General features: G+C 43.6%; 17 protein-coding genes. 12 read left to right on the top strand and 5 right to left on the bottom strand.

Features of this window, described 5'->3' with window-relative positions:
• Positions 1 to 510: 510 nt before the first annotated feature.
• The 3 genes from E0H94_RS09350 to dmpG are packed head-to-tail and all read left to right on the top strand — an operon-like array spanning position 511 to position 3260.
• Positions 511 to 1308, top strand: a complete 798-nt coding sequence (locus E0H94_RS09350) for a 2-keto-4-pentenoate hydratase (protein WP_131326154.1) — start codon at positions 511 to 513, stop codon at positions 1306 to 1308.
• A 25-nt stretch (positions 1309 to 1333) separates the two neighbouring features.
• Complete coding sequence (locus E0H94_RS09345) at positions 1334 to 2230, top strand: acetaldehyde dehydrogenase (acetylating) (protein WP_131326152.1); 897 nt, start codon at positions 1334 to 1336, stop codon at positions 2228 to 2230.
• Between the two features lie 10 nt (positions 2231 to 2240).
• Positions 2241 to 3260, top strand: a complete 1020-nt coding sequence (gene dmpG, locus E0H94_RS09340) for a 4-hydroxy-2-oxovalerate aldolase (protein ID WP_131326150.1) — start codon at positions 2241 to 2243, stop codon at positions 3258 to 3260.
• Positions 3261 to 3341: 81 nt separating this feature from the next.
• Here dmpG and E0H94_RS18480 read toward each other — a convergent pair whose 3' ends face one another.
• Positions 3342 to 3518, bottom strand: coding sequence for a hypothetical protein (locus E0H94_RS18480; protein ID WP_165495600.1), 177 nt, complete (start codon positions 3516 to 3518; stop codon positions 3342 to 3344).
• 558 nt (positions 3519 to 4076) lie between these two features.
• Here E0H94_RS18480 and E0H94_RS09335 point away from each other — a divergent pair.
• Both E0H94_RS09335 and E0H94_RS09330 read left to right on the top strand, forming a co-directional pair.
• A complete protein-coding gene (locus E0H94_RS09335; protein ID WP_131326148.1) occupies positions 4077 to 5315 on the top strand; it encodes an OprD family outer membrane porin in 1239 nt (412 codons plus the stop codon).
• A gap of 280 nt (positions 5316 to 5595) precedes the next feature.
• Positions 5596 to 6456: an alpha/beta fold hydrolase gene (locus E0H94_RS09330; RefSeq protein ID WP_131326147.1), complete on the top strand. Its 861-nt coding sequence runs from the start codon at positions 5596 to 5598 to the stop codon at positions 6454 to 6456.
• Between the two features lie 73 nt (positions 6457 to 6529).
• Here E0H94_RS09330 and E0H94_RS09325 read toward each other — a convergent pair whose 3' ends face one another.
• Both E0H94_RS09325 and hcaR read right to left on the bottom strand, forming a co-directional pair.
• Positions 6530 to 7207 carry a DUF1345 domain-containing protein gene (locus E0H94_RS09325; RefSeq protein ID WP_131326146.1) on the bottom strand — a complete coding sequence of 226 codons (678 nt, stop codon included), beginning with the start codon at positions 7205 to 7207 and terminating at the stop codon, positions 6530 to 6532.
• Positions 7208 to 7512: 305 nt separating this feature from the next.
• Positions 7513 to 8412, bottom strand: a complete 900-nt coding sequence (hcaR, locus tag E0H94_RS09320; RefSeq protein ID WP_131326145.1) for a DNA-binding transcriptional regulator HcaR — start codon at positions 8410 to 8412, stop codon at positions 7513 to 7515.
• 279 nt (positions 8413 to 8691) lie between these two features.
• Here hcaR and hcaE point away from each other — a divergent pair, with 279 nt between their 5' ends.
• The 7 genes from hcaE (at position 8692) to E0H94_RS09285 (ending at position 15609) form a co-directional block, all read left to right on the top strand.
• Complete coding sequence (gene hcaE, locus E0H94_RS09315; RefSeq protein WP_131326144.1) at positions 8692 to 10059, top strand: 3-phenylpropionate/cinnamic acid dioxygenase subunit alpha; 1368 nt, start codon at positions 8692 to 8694, stop codon at positions 10057 to 10059.
• On the top strand, positions 10056 to 10574 hold the full coding sequence (hcaF, locus tag E0H94_RS09310; protein ID WP_044740119.1) for a 3-phenylpropionate/cinnamic acid dioxygenase subunit beta: 519 nt from the start codon (positions 10056 to 10058) through the stop codon (positions 10572 to 10574). Before hcaE ends, hcaF begins: the two co-directional genes overlap by 4 nt.
• Complete coding sequence (gene hcaC, locus E0H94_RS09305) at positions 10574 to 10900, top strand: 3-phenylpropionate/cinnamic acid dioxygenase ferredoxin subunit (RefSeq protein ID WP_131326143.1); 327 nt, start codon at positions 10574 to 10576, stop codon at positions 10898 to 10900. Before hcaF ends, hcaC begins: the two co-directional genes overlap by 1 nt.
• Before the next feature lie 2 nt (positions 10901 to 10902).
• The gene (hcaB, locus tag E0H94_RS09300; protein ID WP_131326142.1) at positions 10903 to 11718 is read left to right on the top strand and encodes a 3-phenylpropionate-dihydrodiol/cinnamic acid-dihydrodiol dehydrogenase; all 816 of its coding nucleotides are present in this window, start codon (positions 10903 to 10905) and stop codon (positions 11716 to 11718) included.
• A gap of 406 nt (positions 11719 to 12124) precedes the next feature.
• Positions 12125 to 13090, top strand: coding sequence for a 3-carboxyethylcatechol 2,3-dioxygenase (locus E0H94_RS09295; RefSeq protein ID WP_131326141.1), 966 nt, complete (start codon positions 12125 to 12127; stop codon positions 13088 to 13090).
• Between the two features lie 5 nt (positions 13091 to 13095).
• Positions 13096 to 14322, top strand: a complete 1227-nt coding sequence (hcaD, locus tag E0H94_RS09290) for a 3-phenylpropionate/cinnamic acid dioxygenase ferredoxin--NAD(+) reductase subunit (protein ID WP_131326140.1) — start codon at positions 13096 to 13098, stop codon at positions 14320 to 14322.
• Positions 14323 to 14559: 237 nt separating this feature from the next.
• Complete coding sequence (locus E0H94_RS09285) at positions 14560 to 15609, top strand: MBL fold metallo-hydrolase (RefSeq protein ID WP_131326139.1); 1050 nt, start codon at positions 14560 to 14562, stop codon at positions 15607 to 15609.
• Positions 15610 to 15631: 22 nt separating this feature from the next.
• Here the strand turns inward: E0H94_RS09285 and E0H94_RS09280 are convergent, their stop codons facing one another.
• Together E0H94_RS09280 and E0H94_RS09275 are read right to left on the bottom strand one after the other, a co-directional pair.
• Complete coding sequence (locus tag E0H94_RS09280) at positions 15632 to 16033, bottom strand: DoxX-like family protein (protein ID WP_227548571.1); 402 nt, start codon at positions 16031 to 16033, stop codon at positions 15632 to 15634.
• Entirely contained in the window at positions 16011 to 16466 is a 456-nt protein-coding gene (locus E0H94_RS09275; RefSeq protein WP_131326138.1) for a thiol-disulfide oxidoreductase DCC family protein, read from the bottom strand. The genes E0H94_RS09280 and E0H94_RS09275 overlap by 23 nt, the downstream gene beginning before the upstream one ends.
• Positions 16467 to 16664 lie beyond the last annotated feature (198 nt).

Here is a 16664-nt window from a genome sequence, read left to right as displayed (position 1 = left end):
GAATAAATTGACTGGTTTTTTTTACTTTAAATTCATGATGTTGTTCGGTATGAGCGAAGGTGATCCGCAACTGTTCGAGGCATGAGCTGTAACGGACTGGTATGACTTGTGAAAAGCGGCTTATTTTTTGTGGTAGATCTGAGACAGATCGATTTCTCGCTTATTATTTTTTAGTCGTAGATGCAAAGTGTAATCAAAATATACACCCCTAAATTCTGAATGATTTGGTCATTTTTCTGTTTGATTTTTTTCTATGCTGTTTATTTTGATGGATAAAACAAAAAAGATTTATAGGTTCTAACTATTGTAAAAAATAAAATAAGTATTGGCGCAAAACCCACAATTTTCCGATGCTTAAGCGGTCTAAAATATACTCGTTTTTAGTGGCGCTTAGGGATAAGCCCTTGGTTGCACCTTCGGTCATTTGCAAGGTCTATTTTGACTATTTCTTGATTTCCCTTGCTCGCTAAAACGGTATTTGTCTCTATTTTGCAGTTTAAGGAACCCTAGATGTCGAATTCTGCTGTTGTTGAATCCGTTGCGCAGGCTTTACGTAACGCTGAGCTTACACAGACTGCGATTGCACCCATTCGCCCACAACTGGGCGCGGAACAAGCAGACGTCGATATTGCGTATGCGGTTCAGGAAGTGAATACCCAACGTGCCTTGAAAGAAGGACGTCGCTTAGTGGGACGCAAAATTGGCCTCACCTCTAAAGTGGTACAAGCGCAACTGGGGGTCAATCAACCTGACTTCGGTATGCTGTTTGCTGATATGGCTTATGGTGATGGTGAAGCCATCCCCGCAGGATTATTGATTCAGCCAAAAGTTGAAGCTGAAATTGCGCTGATTATTCACCAAGATTTAACCCAAGAAAAACATAGCTATGCGGACATTATTAGCGCTACAGCCTATGCCTTACCCGCGATTGAAGTGGTGGATAGCCGTATTGAAAACTGGAAAATTTCACTGATTGATACCGTGGCAGACAATGCATCTTCTGCGGCGTTTGTGTTGGGTTCACGCCCAGTGAAATTAGATCAACTTGATTTAGTCAATTGCAAAATGACCATGACCCGTGGCGATGAAGTGGTTTCACAAGGCATCGGTAATGCCTGTTTAGCTAATCCTTTAAATGCCGCAGTTTGGCTTGCCGATGAAATGGTACGCCGTGGTCGCCCATTGCTTGCGGGAGACATCATTTTAACGGGTGCTTTAGGCCCAATGGTGATTGCACAACCGGGTGATGAATTTAAAGTTGAAATTGAAGGCTTTGGTTCAGTGGTCGCTGCGTTTGCTGCGGAATAAATTGGATTTTTGAGAGAGTAGATGCATGAAAAAGATTAAATGTGCATTAATCGGTCCGGGAAATATCGGAACAGATTTATTGTATAAGTTGCAGCGTAGCGAATTCCTTGAGCCGGTATGGATGGTCGGGATTGACCCAAGTTCAGAAGGATTGACCCGCGCAGCGAGTATGGGCTTAAAAACCACAGCAGAAGGTGTGGATGGTCTACTACCACATGTGCTTGCGGATGAAATTCAAATTGCCTTTGATGCGACCTCAGCATATGTCCATGCAGAAAATAGCCGTAAGTTGAATGAGTTGGGGGTGCAGATGATTGATCTGACACCTGCTGCCATTGGTCCATTTTGTGTACCACCTGTCAATCTTCAAGAACTCTTGGATGCAGGGGAGTTGCCGAATGTGAACATGGTGACCTGTGGTGGACAAGCGACCATTCCTATGGTGGCTGCCATTTCTCGCGTACAAGCGGTGAGTTATGGGGAAATTATTGCTACGGTTTCGACCAAGTCGGTTGGCCCAGGTACACGTAAAAACATTGATGAATTTACCCGTACCACGGCTGGTGCAATTGAAAAAGTCGGCGGTGCAAAACAAGGTAAAGCCATCATCATTATTAACCCAGCCGAGCCACCACTCATGATGCGTGATACGGTGCATTGCTTGGTCGAAGGGGAACCTGATCAAGCGGCAATTACGGCATCTGTTCAAGCCATGATTGCTGAAGTTCAGAAATATGTACCCGGCTATAAACTGGTGAATGGTCCAGTATTTGATGGCAACCGCGTGTCGATATACCTTGAAGTAGAAGGCTTGGGTGATTTCTTGCCGAAGTACGCAGGGAATTTGGACATTATGACTGCGGCAGCTGCGCGCACTGCGGAAATGTTTGCGGAACGTTTATTGGCTACGGCTGAAGTATAAGGAGCAACCCATGTCTAAGATTATTGTGCATGATATGACTTTACGTGATGGTATGCATCCACAGCGCCATCAAACCACTGTTGAGCAAATGATTGCAATTTCCACTGCATTGGATGATGCAGGTGTACCGCTGATTGAAGTGACGCATGGTGACGGCCTTGGTGGTTCATCGGTGAACTACGGTTTTGCTGCGGCAACGGATGAAGAGTATTTGTCTGCTGTTGTGCCACGGATGAAGAATGCCAAAGTTTCGGCATTGCTGTTACCGGGAATTGGTACGGTCGATCATTTAAAAATGGCGCATGAAATTGGGGTATCAACCATTCGTGTGGCAACGCACTGTACCGAAGCGGATTGTTCAGAACAGCATATTACTGCGGCACGTCAGCTGGGGATGGATACCGTTGGTTTCTTGATGTTGGCGCACATGGCATCGCCTGCTCAATTACTTGAAGAAGCGAAAAAGATGGTGTCTTATGGCGCGAACTGTATTTATGTGACTGACTCTGCGGGTTATATGCTGCCGCAAGATGTCACAGACCGTGTCGGTTTACTGCGTCAAGAACTGGACAGCAGTATTGAACTGGGTTTCCACGGGCATCATAACTTGGGTATGGGCGTGGCAAATACAGTAGCCGCAGTTGATGCAGGTGCAATTCGTGTCGACTTGGCGTCTGCAGGCTTGGGCGCGGGTGCAGGCAATACACCACTGGAATTGTTCATTGCGGTGGCCAACCGTATGGGCTTAGAAACAGGCGTGGATCTGTTTAAAGTACAAGACGTGGCAGAAGATTTGGTGATTCCAATGATGCTGAATCCGATTCGTGCGGATCGTGATGCTGCAACTTTAGGTTATGCAGGTGTCTATTCATCATTCTTACTCTTTGCAAAGCGTGCAGAAGCCAAATATGGCGTCTCTGCACGTGAAATCTTGTTGGAATTAGGTCGTCGTGGGACGGTCGGTGGTCAGGAAGATATGATTGAAGATTTGGCCTTGACCATGTCGAAAGCAAAGGCTGTTTTGGTTTAATCTGATCTTGGATGAGTAAAAACATCTAAATAGGGAATGCCAGTCAATTAAGAAATTGACTGGCATTTTCTTTTTAAATTCTTAAGTTTCAGTGCTTGCACTGCCGTATTTTTGCTTTATAAAGTTTAAACGCCTTTGCGCAGGCAAGATCCGACTTTGGAAAGACCCAAAGTTGGCAAAAGTCTTTTGTTGCCCATACACAGCATCCGTGCCGTGATGGGCAACGTGCGGCATCCCTGCCGCACTTCGCGTATCCAAAGCTGATTTTGCCCAGCTATGAAACAACAGTAGCTTTAGCCATTGAAAGATTGCATGGCAAGTAGTTCTAAACGTAGGGCTATTTGCTTAAAATACTGCAATTGAATTATAAAGTTCTTCTATTTTATATCGCATTTAATAAATTAGACTTTTCTTGTTTTTGATTACGCATTCTTCTAGTTTTAAAGCGATTTAACCTCATTATGCACATATAGAAAATTTCTGTGATATGAGCGCTTTTTCTTATAAATCTACGCCACTATGAAAAAGTGGAATCGGAATACTTAAACAAAAAAACGCTTAATGATCAAAACCATTCAAAAAAGAAAGCGGTTGCAAATGAGTAAGGCTAGAGAAACTCAATCTTTCAGCACGATCTGCAAAATGGTGTTTAAGGTGAGTTATTGTAATTTTATCTAAATGAAAAAAAAGTGGTGCTTACCTTTGCATTTATAGTGGGTGAAGTCCCATTTTCTTAAGACTGTGGTCGGATTTTTTCTGCTCGACGAGTTCCGCATGATGGCGTTGTCGCTTTACATGATCATTGGAATATATCTTATGCGTCGTCAAACTTTATGGACAGCCATCTGTGTCGCAACTGCGGCATTAGGTACAACTGCAACGAATGCAGACTTTATCGACGATAGCCAAGTCCAGTTAAAATTCAGAAATTTCTATTTAGACCGTCAGTATGAAACTGTACCGCAAAATAATTGGGGCAGTTGGTCGCAGGCCATCACCTTAGATGCCAAATCGGGTTATGCCCAAATTGGCGCATTGCAGGTCGGTGCGGATGTGTTGGTGCAACATGCTTTTCGTTTAAATGGGCGTGATAAAAATGCCGATTGGGTCTTGCCACATAATGGTCAAGAACAAGCCAGCAATTTCGGCAAAGTCGGTGCAACCTTAAAAGCCAAAGTGTCACAAACGGAATTGAAAGTGGGGGAGTTACTGCCTGTTTCTCCAGTTTTAGTATTTGATCCATCGCGTCAGTTACTGACTACTTATCGTGGCGCATGGTTAGAATCGAAAGAGCTGAAAGATACCAAATTGAGCTTGGCCTATATTGATGGCATTAATGCACGGTATGACAATCAATTTCAGGATTTAAGTTTATTCCCGAACAATAATCCGAATACGGCCAAAGCCGCGGACGGCATGTATATCGCAGGGATTGATCATCAGTTTAATCCTGCGATTGGAGCCAGCTATTGGTATGCCGATGTTAAAGACATTTATCAACAGCATTATGCAGGTCTTAATTACAACACCACGCTGGGTACGAAGACTAAGCTGACCAGCCATGTGCGTTATTTTGATAATTCTGAGTCAGGCGATAAGTTGTATGGTGAAATTGACAACCAAGCCTTGTCGATGGGAGCCAAGTTCAGTCATGGGGCACACAGTGTCGGTCTGGGTTATCAACAAATGTTTGGGGAAAATAATTTTCCAACATTGGCAGGTTGGGTGCCACAGCCTTATTTGGTCAATTGGTCTGTTGCAACGTTTACCAATGCCAAAGAAAAATCTTGGAATGTCTCCTATGGGTATGACTTTGCCGAATTGGGGCTAAAAGGTTTGAATGCCAATGCCATTTATTTTGCAGGTTTTGATGCCAAAGCGGGTGGTAAAACTAATCAGGACGAACAAGAGTTGAACTTGATTGTGAATTACACCGTACCTGAAGGCAAATTCAAAGGTTTGGGCGTTCAGGCGATGTATATCGATACCGATTACGACTGGAAAAGCGACCTGAAAGAGTACCGTGTCGCGACCACCTATAGTTATAAATTTTAAGTTTAAAACTGCAATCGAGCGATTTGGTCACACATCGCTCTTTATTATTTCAGTGAAGAGTAAACTGTTTATTGTGAGCTGATGATTCATTTTTAAGTGAAATGTTGTTTATAAACATGAACTTAAATAATCGTTTTTTTGTAGTATGTGATCGAAAACAAGTATCAGTTGAGTCGCTTTGAACAGGTAAGATGGAGCAGTAAAACTGTCGAAATGAACGAATTCATCTGTCTTTGGAAGTATCACACCAGACAGATTTAAGGCTGTACGAGGAGTAAGTATGAGCACGGTCCAAATCCCCAATTACACCACCGACCCATTCTTTGGCTTGGAAGATAAATGGATTGAAACAGCGGAAGGTGAGTTAACCCATTACCATGAATTGGGTGAAGGCACCCCCATTTTATTTTTACACGGTTCAGGTACAGGTGTATCGGCAGCGGCAAACTGGTGGTTGAACTTACCGCAAATTGCTGAACAAGCCCGTTGTATCGCGATTGACTCGATTGGCTATGGCCAGACCGTTGTGGCAGATGGTACGGCTTATGGTATTCGTGCATGGGTCGATCATGCGGTGCGTACACTGGATGCTTTAGGCATTGAAAAAACTTGGTTGGTGGGTAACTCCTTGGGTGGCTGGTTAGCCTTCCAAATGGTGCTGGATTACCCTGAACGTGTGTTGGGCATCGTGTCGATGGGGACAGGTGGCGCGAAACAAACTGCGGCACTGAAAGCCCATGCTAACCCAGTGTTGACCGAAGAAGGCATTAAAAACACCTTGTCGATGTTTGTGGTGGATAAGAGCTTAATTACCGATGAATTGGTGAAAGTGCGTTTTGAAGCGGCAAAAAATGATTATGCTTCAGACCGTTTAATGGATGTGGTCGGTGCGCGTGATCGTGATCGCTTCGAATTCCCGCTCGATTTCGACAAGATGAAAGACATTCAAGTGCCTGTATTGTTGATTCATGGGGTACAAGATATCGTCATTCCAGTGTCGCGTTCATGGGATATTTTAAATACCGTCCCATTTGCCGATGCACATATCTTTAGTCAGTGTGGACATTGGTCACAAGTGGAAAAAGCCGAAGAGTTTAATACGGTGATTAAAGACTATTTGACTGCACGTGGTGTTAAATAATCTAGTGAGCAAGATTAGGGATGGTTAAGCCATCCCTTTTTTATGCCCGAAATTTCATGCTAGTAAAGCAAATTTACAGGGTGATAAAGCCTGCGGCAACATTAATGCTGATGGCTAAAATCGAGGTGTTAAAACCATAAGCCAGAATAATATGCACAATATTTAAAATCCGCATGGAGCGGGAAGTAATCGAAACATCTGCCGTTTGTGCCGAGGTGCCAATCACATAACTAAAGTATAAAAAGTCAGGATAAGTGGGCTGTGCAGTTTTCGGAAAGTCTAGACCCGCATCTTTTTGGTCTGCGAGGGCAAGATAATAGTCATGCGCATAATGAATAGCAAACACGGTATGCATAAAAAACCATGCACTAATAATGGTCAGTAAAGACAGAGCCAAGTGCCCATATTTAATGATGGGATCGTTGGGGAGATGGGTCAGTTCCAACACTATCGCAATCAAACACATCATCAATGTCATGATCACTAACAATAGAATGATCCATTTACTTGCATCTTGTTGCTGCGCATGTTGCAGAATGTGTCGATGGTCAACAGGCCACAGGGTGGTCATGGTTTTAAGTAAATAACTCGATACAGCAATATTCCAACTGATCAATAGATTGGTCGACCAAGACCAATCATTAAACGTATTCAGTAGAGTATAAAAAACCGCCGTCATTAAAAAACTAATAAAAAAGAAGGGACGAAATTGCATGGCCGTTTTTAAACGCTGTGAAGTGGGCATCTGCATAATCTTCTCCTGCTCTGTTATATTTTTTCGTGTGGCTAAAAAGTACCAAGATCTGTTGCAATATAAGCCTAAGTTTAGACTTAAGTTGTAGGTGAAACCTGACAAAAAACAGCTTTTGATCACCATACCCTAGGGTAAAAAAGAATACAAAATGAAAAGTGCCAGCGGATAAACGGTGGGTCAATGAGAAATGCTGCAAATAGGCGTACGCTGCAGCGCATTTCTCCATGAAAAAAGCACATCGCTATTTATTCAGAAAATAGTGGTGTGCCGAATTGGATGATTGATGTGGAGCAGATGTGGGTTTATTCGCGATTAATATCCAAATAAAACACCCGAGTTAGCAATTCTAGAAATTTATTCACGGCCAGTGAGGTGTTGTTTTTACGATAGCTCACATATAAGTCCAAATAGGGGAGTTCGACTTCCAGTGGACGAATCACCGTGTTGTTCATGGTCAAAGGCGCAACGTAACCGGGTAAAATGGTGCAACCGAGACCCATCCCAATCGAGTTGATATTGAACAGAATATTGTCGGCTTTTTGCACTATATTGAATTCAATGCTGTTGGCTTTGGCAAACTCCAAAATGGTCTGGTGCAAGGTCTGCGACTGTTCGACTGCGGGAATAATAAAATCAATACCATTTAAAGCTTTAATCGGAATTCGCTCGTATTTGGCCAAAGGATGGTCTTTCGGTAGCAGGAAAATCAGTGGTTCACGGAGTACAAACTGACTTTCAATTTCATCACTATGAAAATTATGCCGAGTAAAGGTAATGTCCAATTCGCCTTTTTTCAGTAAGCGCATTTGTTCAGTATTGTTCATACTGAGCAATTCAATTTTTAAGTCTGGGTTTTGTACCCGTAAATTGGGCAGCACATAAGGAAAGATTTTCATTTCCGCAACCGGGACAAAACCAATGCGTAGCATCTGCTGTTTGGCTTGTGCGACTTGACGTGCCATAGCGATCGCTTTATCTGCTTGCGCCAGTGTCAGGCGTGCCTGTTCCAGAAAAACAGCACCTTCTTCAGTGAGCTCCACTTTTCGCTTGGTTCGATATAGCAACTGCACACCGACATCTTCTTCAAGGTCTTTGATTTGCTGACTGAGTGAAGGTTGAGCAGTATAAAGTTTCAGTGCAGCCTTACTGAAGTTCAGTTCTTCAGCAACAGTAATGAAATAGCGAAGGTGTCTAAGTTCCATATCAATAACCCACTGAGTAATCCAAAAAATGTCTTACCACGACTACGGCAAAGTATAATCTATAAACAACTATGCCGTGAAGATGATTCAAGTATTTAGAAAATAAATGGTCTTGAGTCTAGTGCGGAGATTTTAATATAAGAAATAACTTTTCTAATAATTGCTAAAACGTATTAATTGAAACAAAAAAAATATTTCCCTAAAAGCATCTAAAAAATCATGATGCCTCAAAAGTTGAGTCTATTTACGTTGTGCCGATTGGTTGCAGGAGAGCTTTTCATGAGTGGAAAAATTGATGTGCGTGAAATCGACGCTTTGGTCGATGCACAAAATGGACGTATCTCGCCATCTATCTATACCGATCCAGATTTATACGAATTAGAACTGGAACGTGTGTTTGGGCGTACATGGTTATTCCTATGTCATGAAAGCCAAATTCCAAAGGCAGGTGATTTTTTTAATACCTACATGGGTGAAGACCCGATTATTGTCGTACGTCAAAAAGATGGCTCAATCAAAGCACTTTTAAACCAGTGCCGTCACCGTTCTATGCGTGTCAGCTTTGCCGATTGTGGCAACACCCGTGCCTTTACCTGCCCATATCATGGTTGGTCTTATGGGGTTGATGGTTCACTCAAGGATATTCCTTTAGAAGATCGTGCTTTTCCACAGGGAGCATGTAAAGAAAAATGGGGCTTGATTGAAGTTAATCGTGTCGAAAGCTACAAAGGTTTAATTTTCGGTTGTTGGGATGAATCTACACCTGACCTCGTTGAATACATGGGTGACATTGCTTGGTATCTAGATGGTGTGCTTGACCGTCGTCCTGGTGGAACGGAAATTATTGGTGGGGTACACAAATGGGAAATCGAGTGTAACTGGAAATTCGCTGCGGAACAGTTTGCATCGGACCAGTATCATGCATTGTTTTCACATGCTTCAGCCATTCAAGTTTTGGGTGCAAAACCCGACGATGACTCATCTAAAAAACTCGGTGCTGCACAAACTGCACGTCCAGTTTGGGAAACTGCTAAAGATGCCATTCAGTACGGTTCACGTGGTCATGGTTCAGGCTTCTTCTTTACAGAAAAGCCCGATGCAAACGTCTGGGTGGATGGTGAAGTAGCGAACTACTTCCGTGAAACCTTTGAGGAAGTTAAAGAGCGTTTGGGTGAAGTACGTGCACTACGTCTTGCGGGGCATAACACCATGTTCCCGACCATGTCATGGTTAAATGGGACAGCAACGCTTCGAGTATGGCATCCGCGTGGTCCAAACAAAACTGAAGTCTGGGCATTCTGTATCACTGACGCAGAAGCTTCTCAAGAAGTTAAAGAAGCCTTTGAGCGTTCTGCAACGCGTGCTTTTGGACCTGCGGGTTTCCTTGAGCAAGATGACTCTGAAAACTGGATTGAAATCCAAAAAGTACTTCGTGGCTATAAAGCGCGAAACAATCCGTTGATCATGGAAATGGGCTTGGGTAATGAAAAAGTCCGTGAAGATGGCATTCCAGGCATCACCAACTACATTTTCTCTGAAACAGCAGCACGTGGAATGTACCGTCGTTGGGCAGATTTGTTGATTCATGAAACATGGGAAGAAGTCGAAAAAGCCGCGGAAGACTATGAAAAGGAGTTGATGAAATGAGTCAGATCAGCTTAGAACTTCAACATCAGATCAGTCAGTTCCTTTACCGTGAAGCAAAATTGCTCGACGACTGGAAATTCCGTGAGTGGTTGGATGTCTTGGCAGATGATATTGCCTATACCCTACGCACCACACCGAATGCGCAAACTCGTGACCGTCGTCGTTCGGTTGAACCACCAACGACGTGGGTATTTAACGATACTAAAGACTTGTTAGAACGTCGTGTCGCGCGTTTGGAAACAGGGATGGCATGGGCGGAAGAACCTCCATCACGCACCACGCATATGGTGTCTAACATCATGGTTGAAGCGACTGAAGTCGAAGGTGAGTATGACGTTTACGTGACGTATTTACTCTACCGTACCCAGAAAGAAAAAGATGTCACGATCTACTGCGGTAAGCGTCATGACAAGATTCGCAAAGTGGATACCGAGCAGGGTTTCCAGATTTTTAACCGTAAAATCACTTTAGACCAAGTGACTTACAACTCCCATAACTTGAGTGTGTTCTTCTAATGAATAAGATTTTTGTTTGCCAAATCGATGAATTAGATGAAGGCGAAGTATTGAAAGTGGACTGCGGTGTGAACGGTATCGAAGCACTGGCTGTATTCAACAATGGTGGTGAGTTCTTTGCCATGAATGACCGTTGTTCACATGGCAATGCCTCCATGTCAGAAGGTTATCTGGAAGAGGACGGTACGGTGGAATGCCCATTACATTCTGCTCGTTTCTGTCTAAAAACAGGTCAGGCTTTATGCCTACCTGCGACCGATCCTATTCAGACCTTTCCTGTGATTGTGGAAGGTGGGCAATTGTTCGTTGAAATGACAGGGGTATAAGCATGGGCTGGCTACAAGGTGAAGTTGCCCTGATTACGGGAGGTGGTTCTGGTCTGGGTTGGGCTTTGGTTGAGCGCTTTTTAGCAGAAGGTGCACAAGTGGCTGTGCTACAGCGTTCACAAGCCAAAGTTGAGGCATTACGGGCACATTTCGGTGATCGCATCCTCGCCATTGCGGGTGATGTGGCTTGCTATGAAGACAATGTCCGTGCCGTGAATGCCACGCTTGAGCGTTTTGGCAAACTGGACTGTTTTGTCGGTAATGCTGGGATTTGGGATCATTATGCCGATATCGTCAATACTTCGGGTGAGCAGTTAGACAAAGCCTTTGATGAAATTATGGGCATTAACACCAAGTCCCTCATCTTGGGTGCAAAAGCTGCACTGGATGCATTGATAGCTTCTGAAGGGTCTATCATATTTACTTTGTCTAATTCAGCCTTGTACTCGGCAGGCGGAGGCCCCGTATATACAGCCTCTAAGCATGCAGGTGTGGGGGTGATGAAAGAATTGGCCTATGAACTTGCGCCTAAAGTACGAGTGAATGCAGTGGCGCCGTCAGGTATGAATGTCAATATCAAAGGGGCGGCATCTTTAGGTCAAGAAAATTTGGGGCTACTCGATGCACGTGACCCTGAAAAGATTGCTCGTGGTATGCCACTGAATTTCTTGCCTGAACCTGAAGAGATGACAGGTTCATACGTTCTATTGGCATCGCGTCAGAACAACCGTCCACTGACGGGTGTTTTGATCAATGCTGAATGTGGTTTAGGCATCCGTGGTTTACGCCAACCTCGTGCAGGGTTCTTTGATGAGTGATGGATTCACTGAACTACTCATCATTTCGGGTCTTCAGCGCTTTGAAACGTAAAGAAATCTCGAATCTAAACTCAATTAGGTTTGATGAGTATTTCAAAAATCTTGGGTACGCGGAAAAGTCATTCGCAATTGTTTGAGGCAGGACTAAAGCTAAAACGAAATGTTTCTGCGACCTGTCAATGTCGTGATGGTTGTTGCCGAGTTTTGCGAATGACAATAGTTTTGCCTACTTTTCCCAAACGAAAAGTAGGTCGAACCGAAGGTTAGTCCGAAAGTTTATGCTTTATTGGAAAGACTCCGCTTCATCATTTCAACGCTTAATTTTGACCCAGTCTTTATATTGAAATCTTTGCATATATTAAGGAAACACAGTCATTAAGCGACGGTTTCTATTTTGGAGTCACACATGGCCGTTAAACTCATTTGTGCATCGCACAGTCCCTTAATGGAATTTGCTTCACCGCAAGAACAGCGTAAAGAACAGATTGTCCGTGAGACTTTTGCCCAACTTTCGGCAGAAGTCAAAGCGTATGACCCAACCCTCATTATTACCTTTGGTCCAGACCATTTTAATGGTTTTTTCTATGATTTGATGCCAAGTTTCTGTGTGGGTATTCGTGCAACTGCGGCAGGCGATTGGGACTATGGTAAAGACAACGACAAAATTAATGTCCCTGAAGACACTGCGATTGCTTTGGTGCGTCGTGTACTTGATGAAGGGGTCGATGTTGTCTATTCCTACCGAATGCAAGCTGACCATGGCGTGACGCAACCACTACATTTCCTGTGTGATGGTCAGCTAGATCGTTATCCCACCATTCCTATTTTTATTAATGGTGCAGCGGCACCAATGCCCACCACCAAGCGAACCATTGCTTTAGGACGTGCCGTCGGACAGTTTATTCAGTCCTTAAATCTTGAAAATGAACGAGTCCTAATTTTAGGAACAGGCGGGCTTTCGCATGATCCTCCGACCCCACAAATGGGCGCTGTACCGCCAGAAGTGGAAGAGTTTTTGATTTGTGGACGTAACCCATCCGTAGAGTCGCGGAATAATCGTCAAGCCAAAATTATTGCGGTTGGGCAAAAACTGGCTGCGGGGGATCAATCTGTTGCCGTGCCGCTCAATCCAGAATGGGATCGTGCATTGCTTGAAACATTTGCCAAAGCAGACTTCGCCACAATTGAAGCGATGACTGAAGCAGACATTCGCCGTGATGGTGGACGTGGTGGTCAGGAAGTCCGTTCTTGGATGGCGGCATTTGCTGCCTTACATGAACTCGGTGAATACGAGATGACGACGCATTGTTATGAAGACATCAGCGAGTGGATTGCGGGCTTTGGTATTGTATCGGCTGAGTTAAAAGGGTGAATCAAATGAGCAATATTGAAACTATTGTCATCGTTGGTGCAGGACAGGCAGGTGCGAGTGCGATTTTAGAACTCCGCGGGAACAAGTATGAGGGCAACATTATCCTGATTGGGGATGAAGTTCATTTGCCTTATGAACGTCCACCTTTATCCAAAGATGTGATTTTAAAGCCCGAAGAAACCAAGGTTGAGATTTTATCGGAAGAGAAATTGACGACTTTAGGTGTCACGCATATCCGTGGTAATGGCGTGGTGAAAATCAACCCTGAGGCAAAAACCGTTGAATTGCAAAAGGGTGATGTGATTGCTTATGACAAACTGTTGCTTGCGACTGGCGGTGCAGCACGTCGCCTGCCGAATTTCGATGCTTTAGGTCAACACGTTTATACCTTACGTAATTTGGAAGATTCTCAAACGCTGGTGCCTGTGCTACAAGCTGGACAGCGAATTGTACTGATTGGCGGTGGTGTAATCGGTCTTGAGTTAGCATCCTCTGCGCGTTTTAAAGATTGCCAAGTGACCGTGATTGAAATGGGGCCGATGGTGATGGGGCGTTCATCCCCGCAGATTTTGAGTGAGTTTTTATTGGCACAGCAACGTCTTGCGGGTGTCGATGTGCGCTTGAATAGCGCCATTAATCACTGTCATTTAGATGGTGAAACCGTGGTAATCACTCTTGCAACAGGGGAACAGTTACGTGCAGATGCCGTGATTTATGGCATTGGCATTGTCCCGAATGCACAGCTCGCGCTAGATGCTGGTTTAGCGGTGGAGGGGGCGATTCAGGTCAATGAAAACTGCCAAACTTCACATCCCGACATTTATGCCGCGGGTGATGTTGCGACTCAGTTACGTGCAGATGGGCAGTATCGTCGTGTGGAAACATGGGAAAATGCCAATCTGCAAGCAGGAATTTTTGCACGTCACGTGATGGGTGTAGAGCATCCAAAACCAAATCCTGCATGGTTCTGGACGGATCAGCTCGATATTAACTATCAATTTGTCGGCGATATGGCCGCAGCAGAATGGATAGTTCGTGGTGAAATGGATGCCACTTTAGGTTCAGCTTGTTCTTGTGTGCTGTTCGGTGTAAGCGATGGCATTATTGTGGGGGCGATCACCGTGAACGCAGCCAAAGAGATGCGTCACTTGAAAAAATTAATTGCTAAACAAGCAGTATTTGAAGCGGAAAAGCATTTAGATCAGGGTTTAGACTTACGCAAAATTGCTTAAATTTCTGGGTTTACAACCTCGGCAGACTAGGCTGAATTCCAGTCTGCCGCTTTTTTTTATCAAATTTGAGTATGACCACTTGCGTTGCTATCTCACCTGACTCCAGCGGAGACTAAGGCGTATATTTTACAGTTTGGCTTGAATTACCAAACAGAGTATCTACAATAAGAAACACGCCAATCTCGACATTCATGTTATTGCAGTGAATGTGATATTTCTTATAGATAATGACACTACATGAAGCAGAACTTAGAACAACCACATTTTCAGATTAAAACCCAAGAGTGTTGGTCACATACTTGGCGTAAACCCGCTTTTCAGTATCTTGAATCTGCACACTTTAATGGCACGCGATTTTTGAATCCTCTGCATGCACCAGAGGGGCGTAGCCATTTTGATTTGTTCAAGTGGTTGTTAAAACGAAAGTCATCGACTTGGGACAAAGAAACCCCATTAGAGGCTGCTTCTACAACCCCACGTGTATTGCCACAAAGTCGTCCTAATGCAGCACTGAATGATTGGCAAATCTGGTTTGTGGGACATGCCACTGTGTTATTACAGATTGGTCCTTATAATTTTCTCACGGATCCTGTTTGGGCAGAATTTGTCAGTCCGAAACAGGGGCGTGGACCGAAGCGATTTTGTCCCGCAGGTATTGCGCTAGAAGAATTGCCGCCCATTCATGCGGTGTTGCTGAGTCATAATCATTATGATCATATGGATTTGGCAAGCCTGAACTGGTTGCATAACAAATTTGCCATGCCAATTTACACAGGTTTGGGTAATGGTTGGTATTTACCGAAAAGTATGCATGTGATTGAACTGGACTGGTGGCAATCTGCACAGTTTCATGAACTGGAATTGATTTATACCCCAGCACAACATGGCTCTGGTCGTGGAATACGTGATCAGAACATGGCGCTTTGGGGTGGTTTTGCGGTTAAACAGGGGCGTGAATATAGTTTCTTTGCGGGCGATACAGGCTATTCACCGCATTTTAAGGAAATTCATAGCCGTTTGGGGCCTCCACGCATTGCCTTGTTGCCGATTGGTGCTTATGAGCCACGTGAGTTGATGCGTTATATGCATATGAATCCTGAAGATGCTTTTCAGGCGCATAAAGATTTACATGCCAAATGTTCATTGGCCATTCATTATCGAACCTATCAGTTGACCGATGAAGCCCATGAGCAACCTGAGCATGATTTACATGTAGCGATGCGCGGTTCGTCAAAATTAATGAATCCGTTTTATTGCATTCGTGAAGGCAAGCGTTTAATTGTTTAATATTGACGTTGAATGTTGTTGATTATGCGTTTCTTTCTGGATCTTTGAGAAGGCGAATGGCGGTTAAGGACAAAGCCAGCATCGCGATATTCATAACAAATGGATTAAAGGCTTGAGTGAAATAGTGTGGATCGACAATCAAAATTAAAAAGCTTAATCCAAGCATGCCGACAATATTGAGATAATGAAGCGCTAAGGTTTTATAACCCGTTAAAAAGAATGCTCCAAATATGATTTCGATTGCGCCAGAACATTGCATCAGGCTAATTGCAGCATGTTCATTGAATCCCTGTAACATCCAAATACGGCGTTCATCCTCGGCTTGAAATAGAATTTTGGGAATTAGACCTTGATAAATCCACAAGATTGCTAGGCTCATACGAATGGTTTGCAGCGTTTTTTTATTGAGTCGTTGAGTGTCCACGGATGACCTGTTCTAGAAAATGATGTTTATTTTCTGGGGATGGAATGAGGCAATCATCAGTTTTACCAAAAAGGGTATAGCGATTGAGTGCAACCCGACGATACAGAAAATCCCGAAATGGTCGGGGAATAAGATCACCCATCTTCATTAGAGAGAAAGGTAGACCGAGCCGAGCCATAACTTTTAACAAGGCGGTAGATTCTGTAAATAATTGCCCATTGATAATTACAATCATGGTGGTGTAATGCGTGGTCGACAGACCATAATATTCAAGAATTTTTTCTCCCAAAGGCGATTGGGCTGAAGCGAGTTTGAATTGAGCCTGCGGATCATGTTGAATGATAAAACGTGCCCAACCATTACAGATGACACAAATCGCATCAAATAAGATGATGTCATATTGTTGAATGATGTGGTCGAGATCATTCTGCATTTTTTATATTCTAAAGTTCTAATCCGTTCAAAATAACAGAATTTATTGGTCATATGTAGCCTATATTTTATCCAAAATCGTGCTGTTTGAAATGCTAAATGGTATGAGTGTTACGAAACTTACAGACATCAAATGTGTGTCTATGGACATTTAAAAATCTTTTTTTCTTCAATGCTTATATAGAAGAATTCGATTGTT

Source organism: Acinetobacter sp. ANC 4173 (genome assembly GCF_004331255.1).
GTDB lineage: Bacteria > Pseudomonadota > Gammaproteobacteria > Pseudomonadales > Moraxellaceae > Acinetobacter.
Note: the sequence above shows the minus strand (reverse complement) of the source record. Positions and strands in the feature narration are given on the sequence as shown.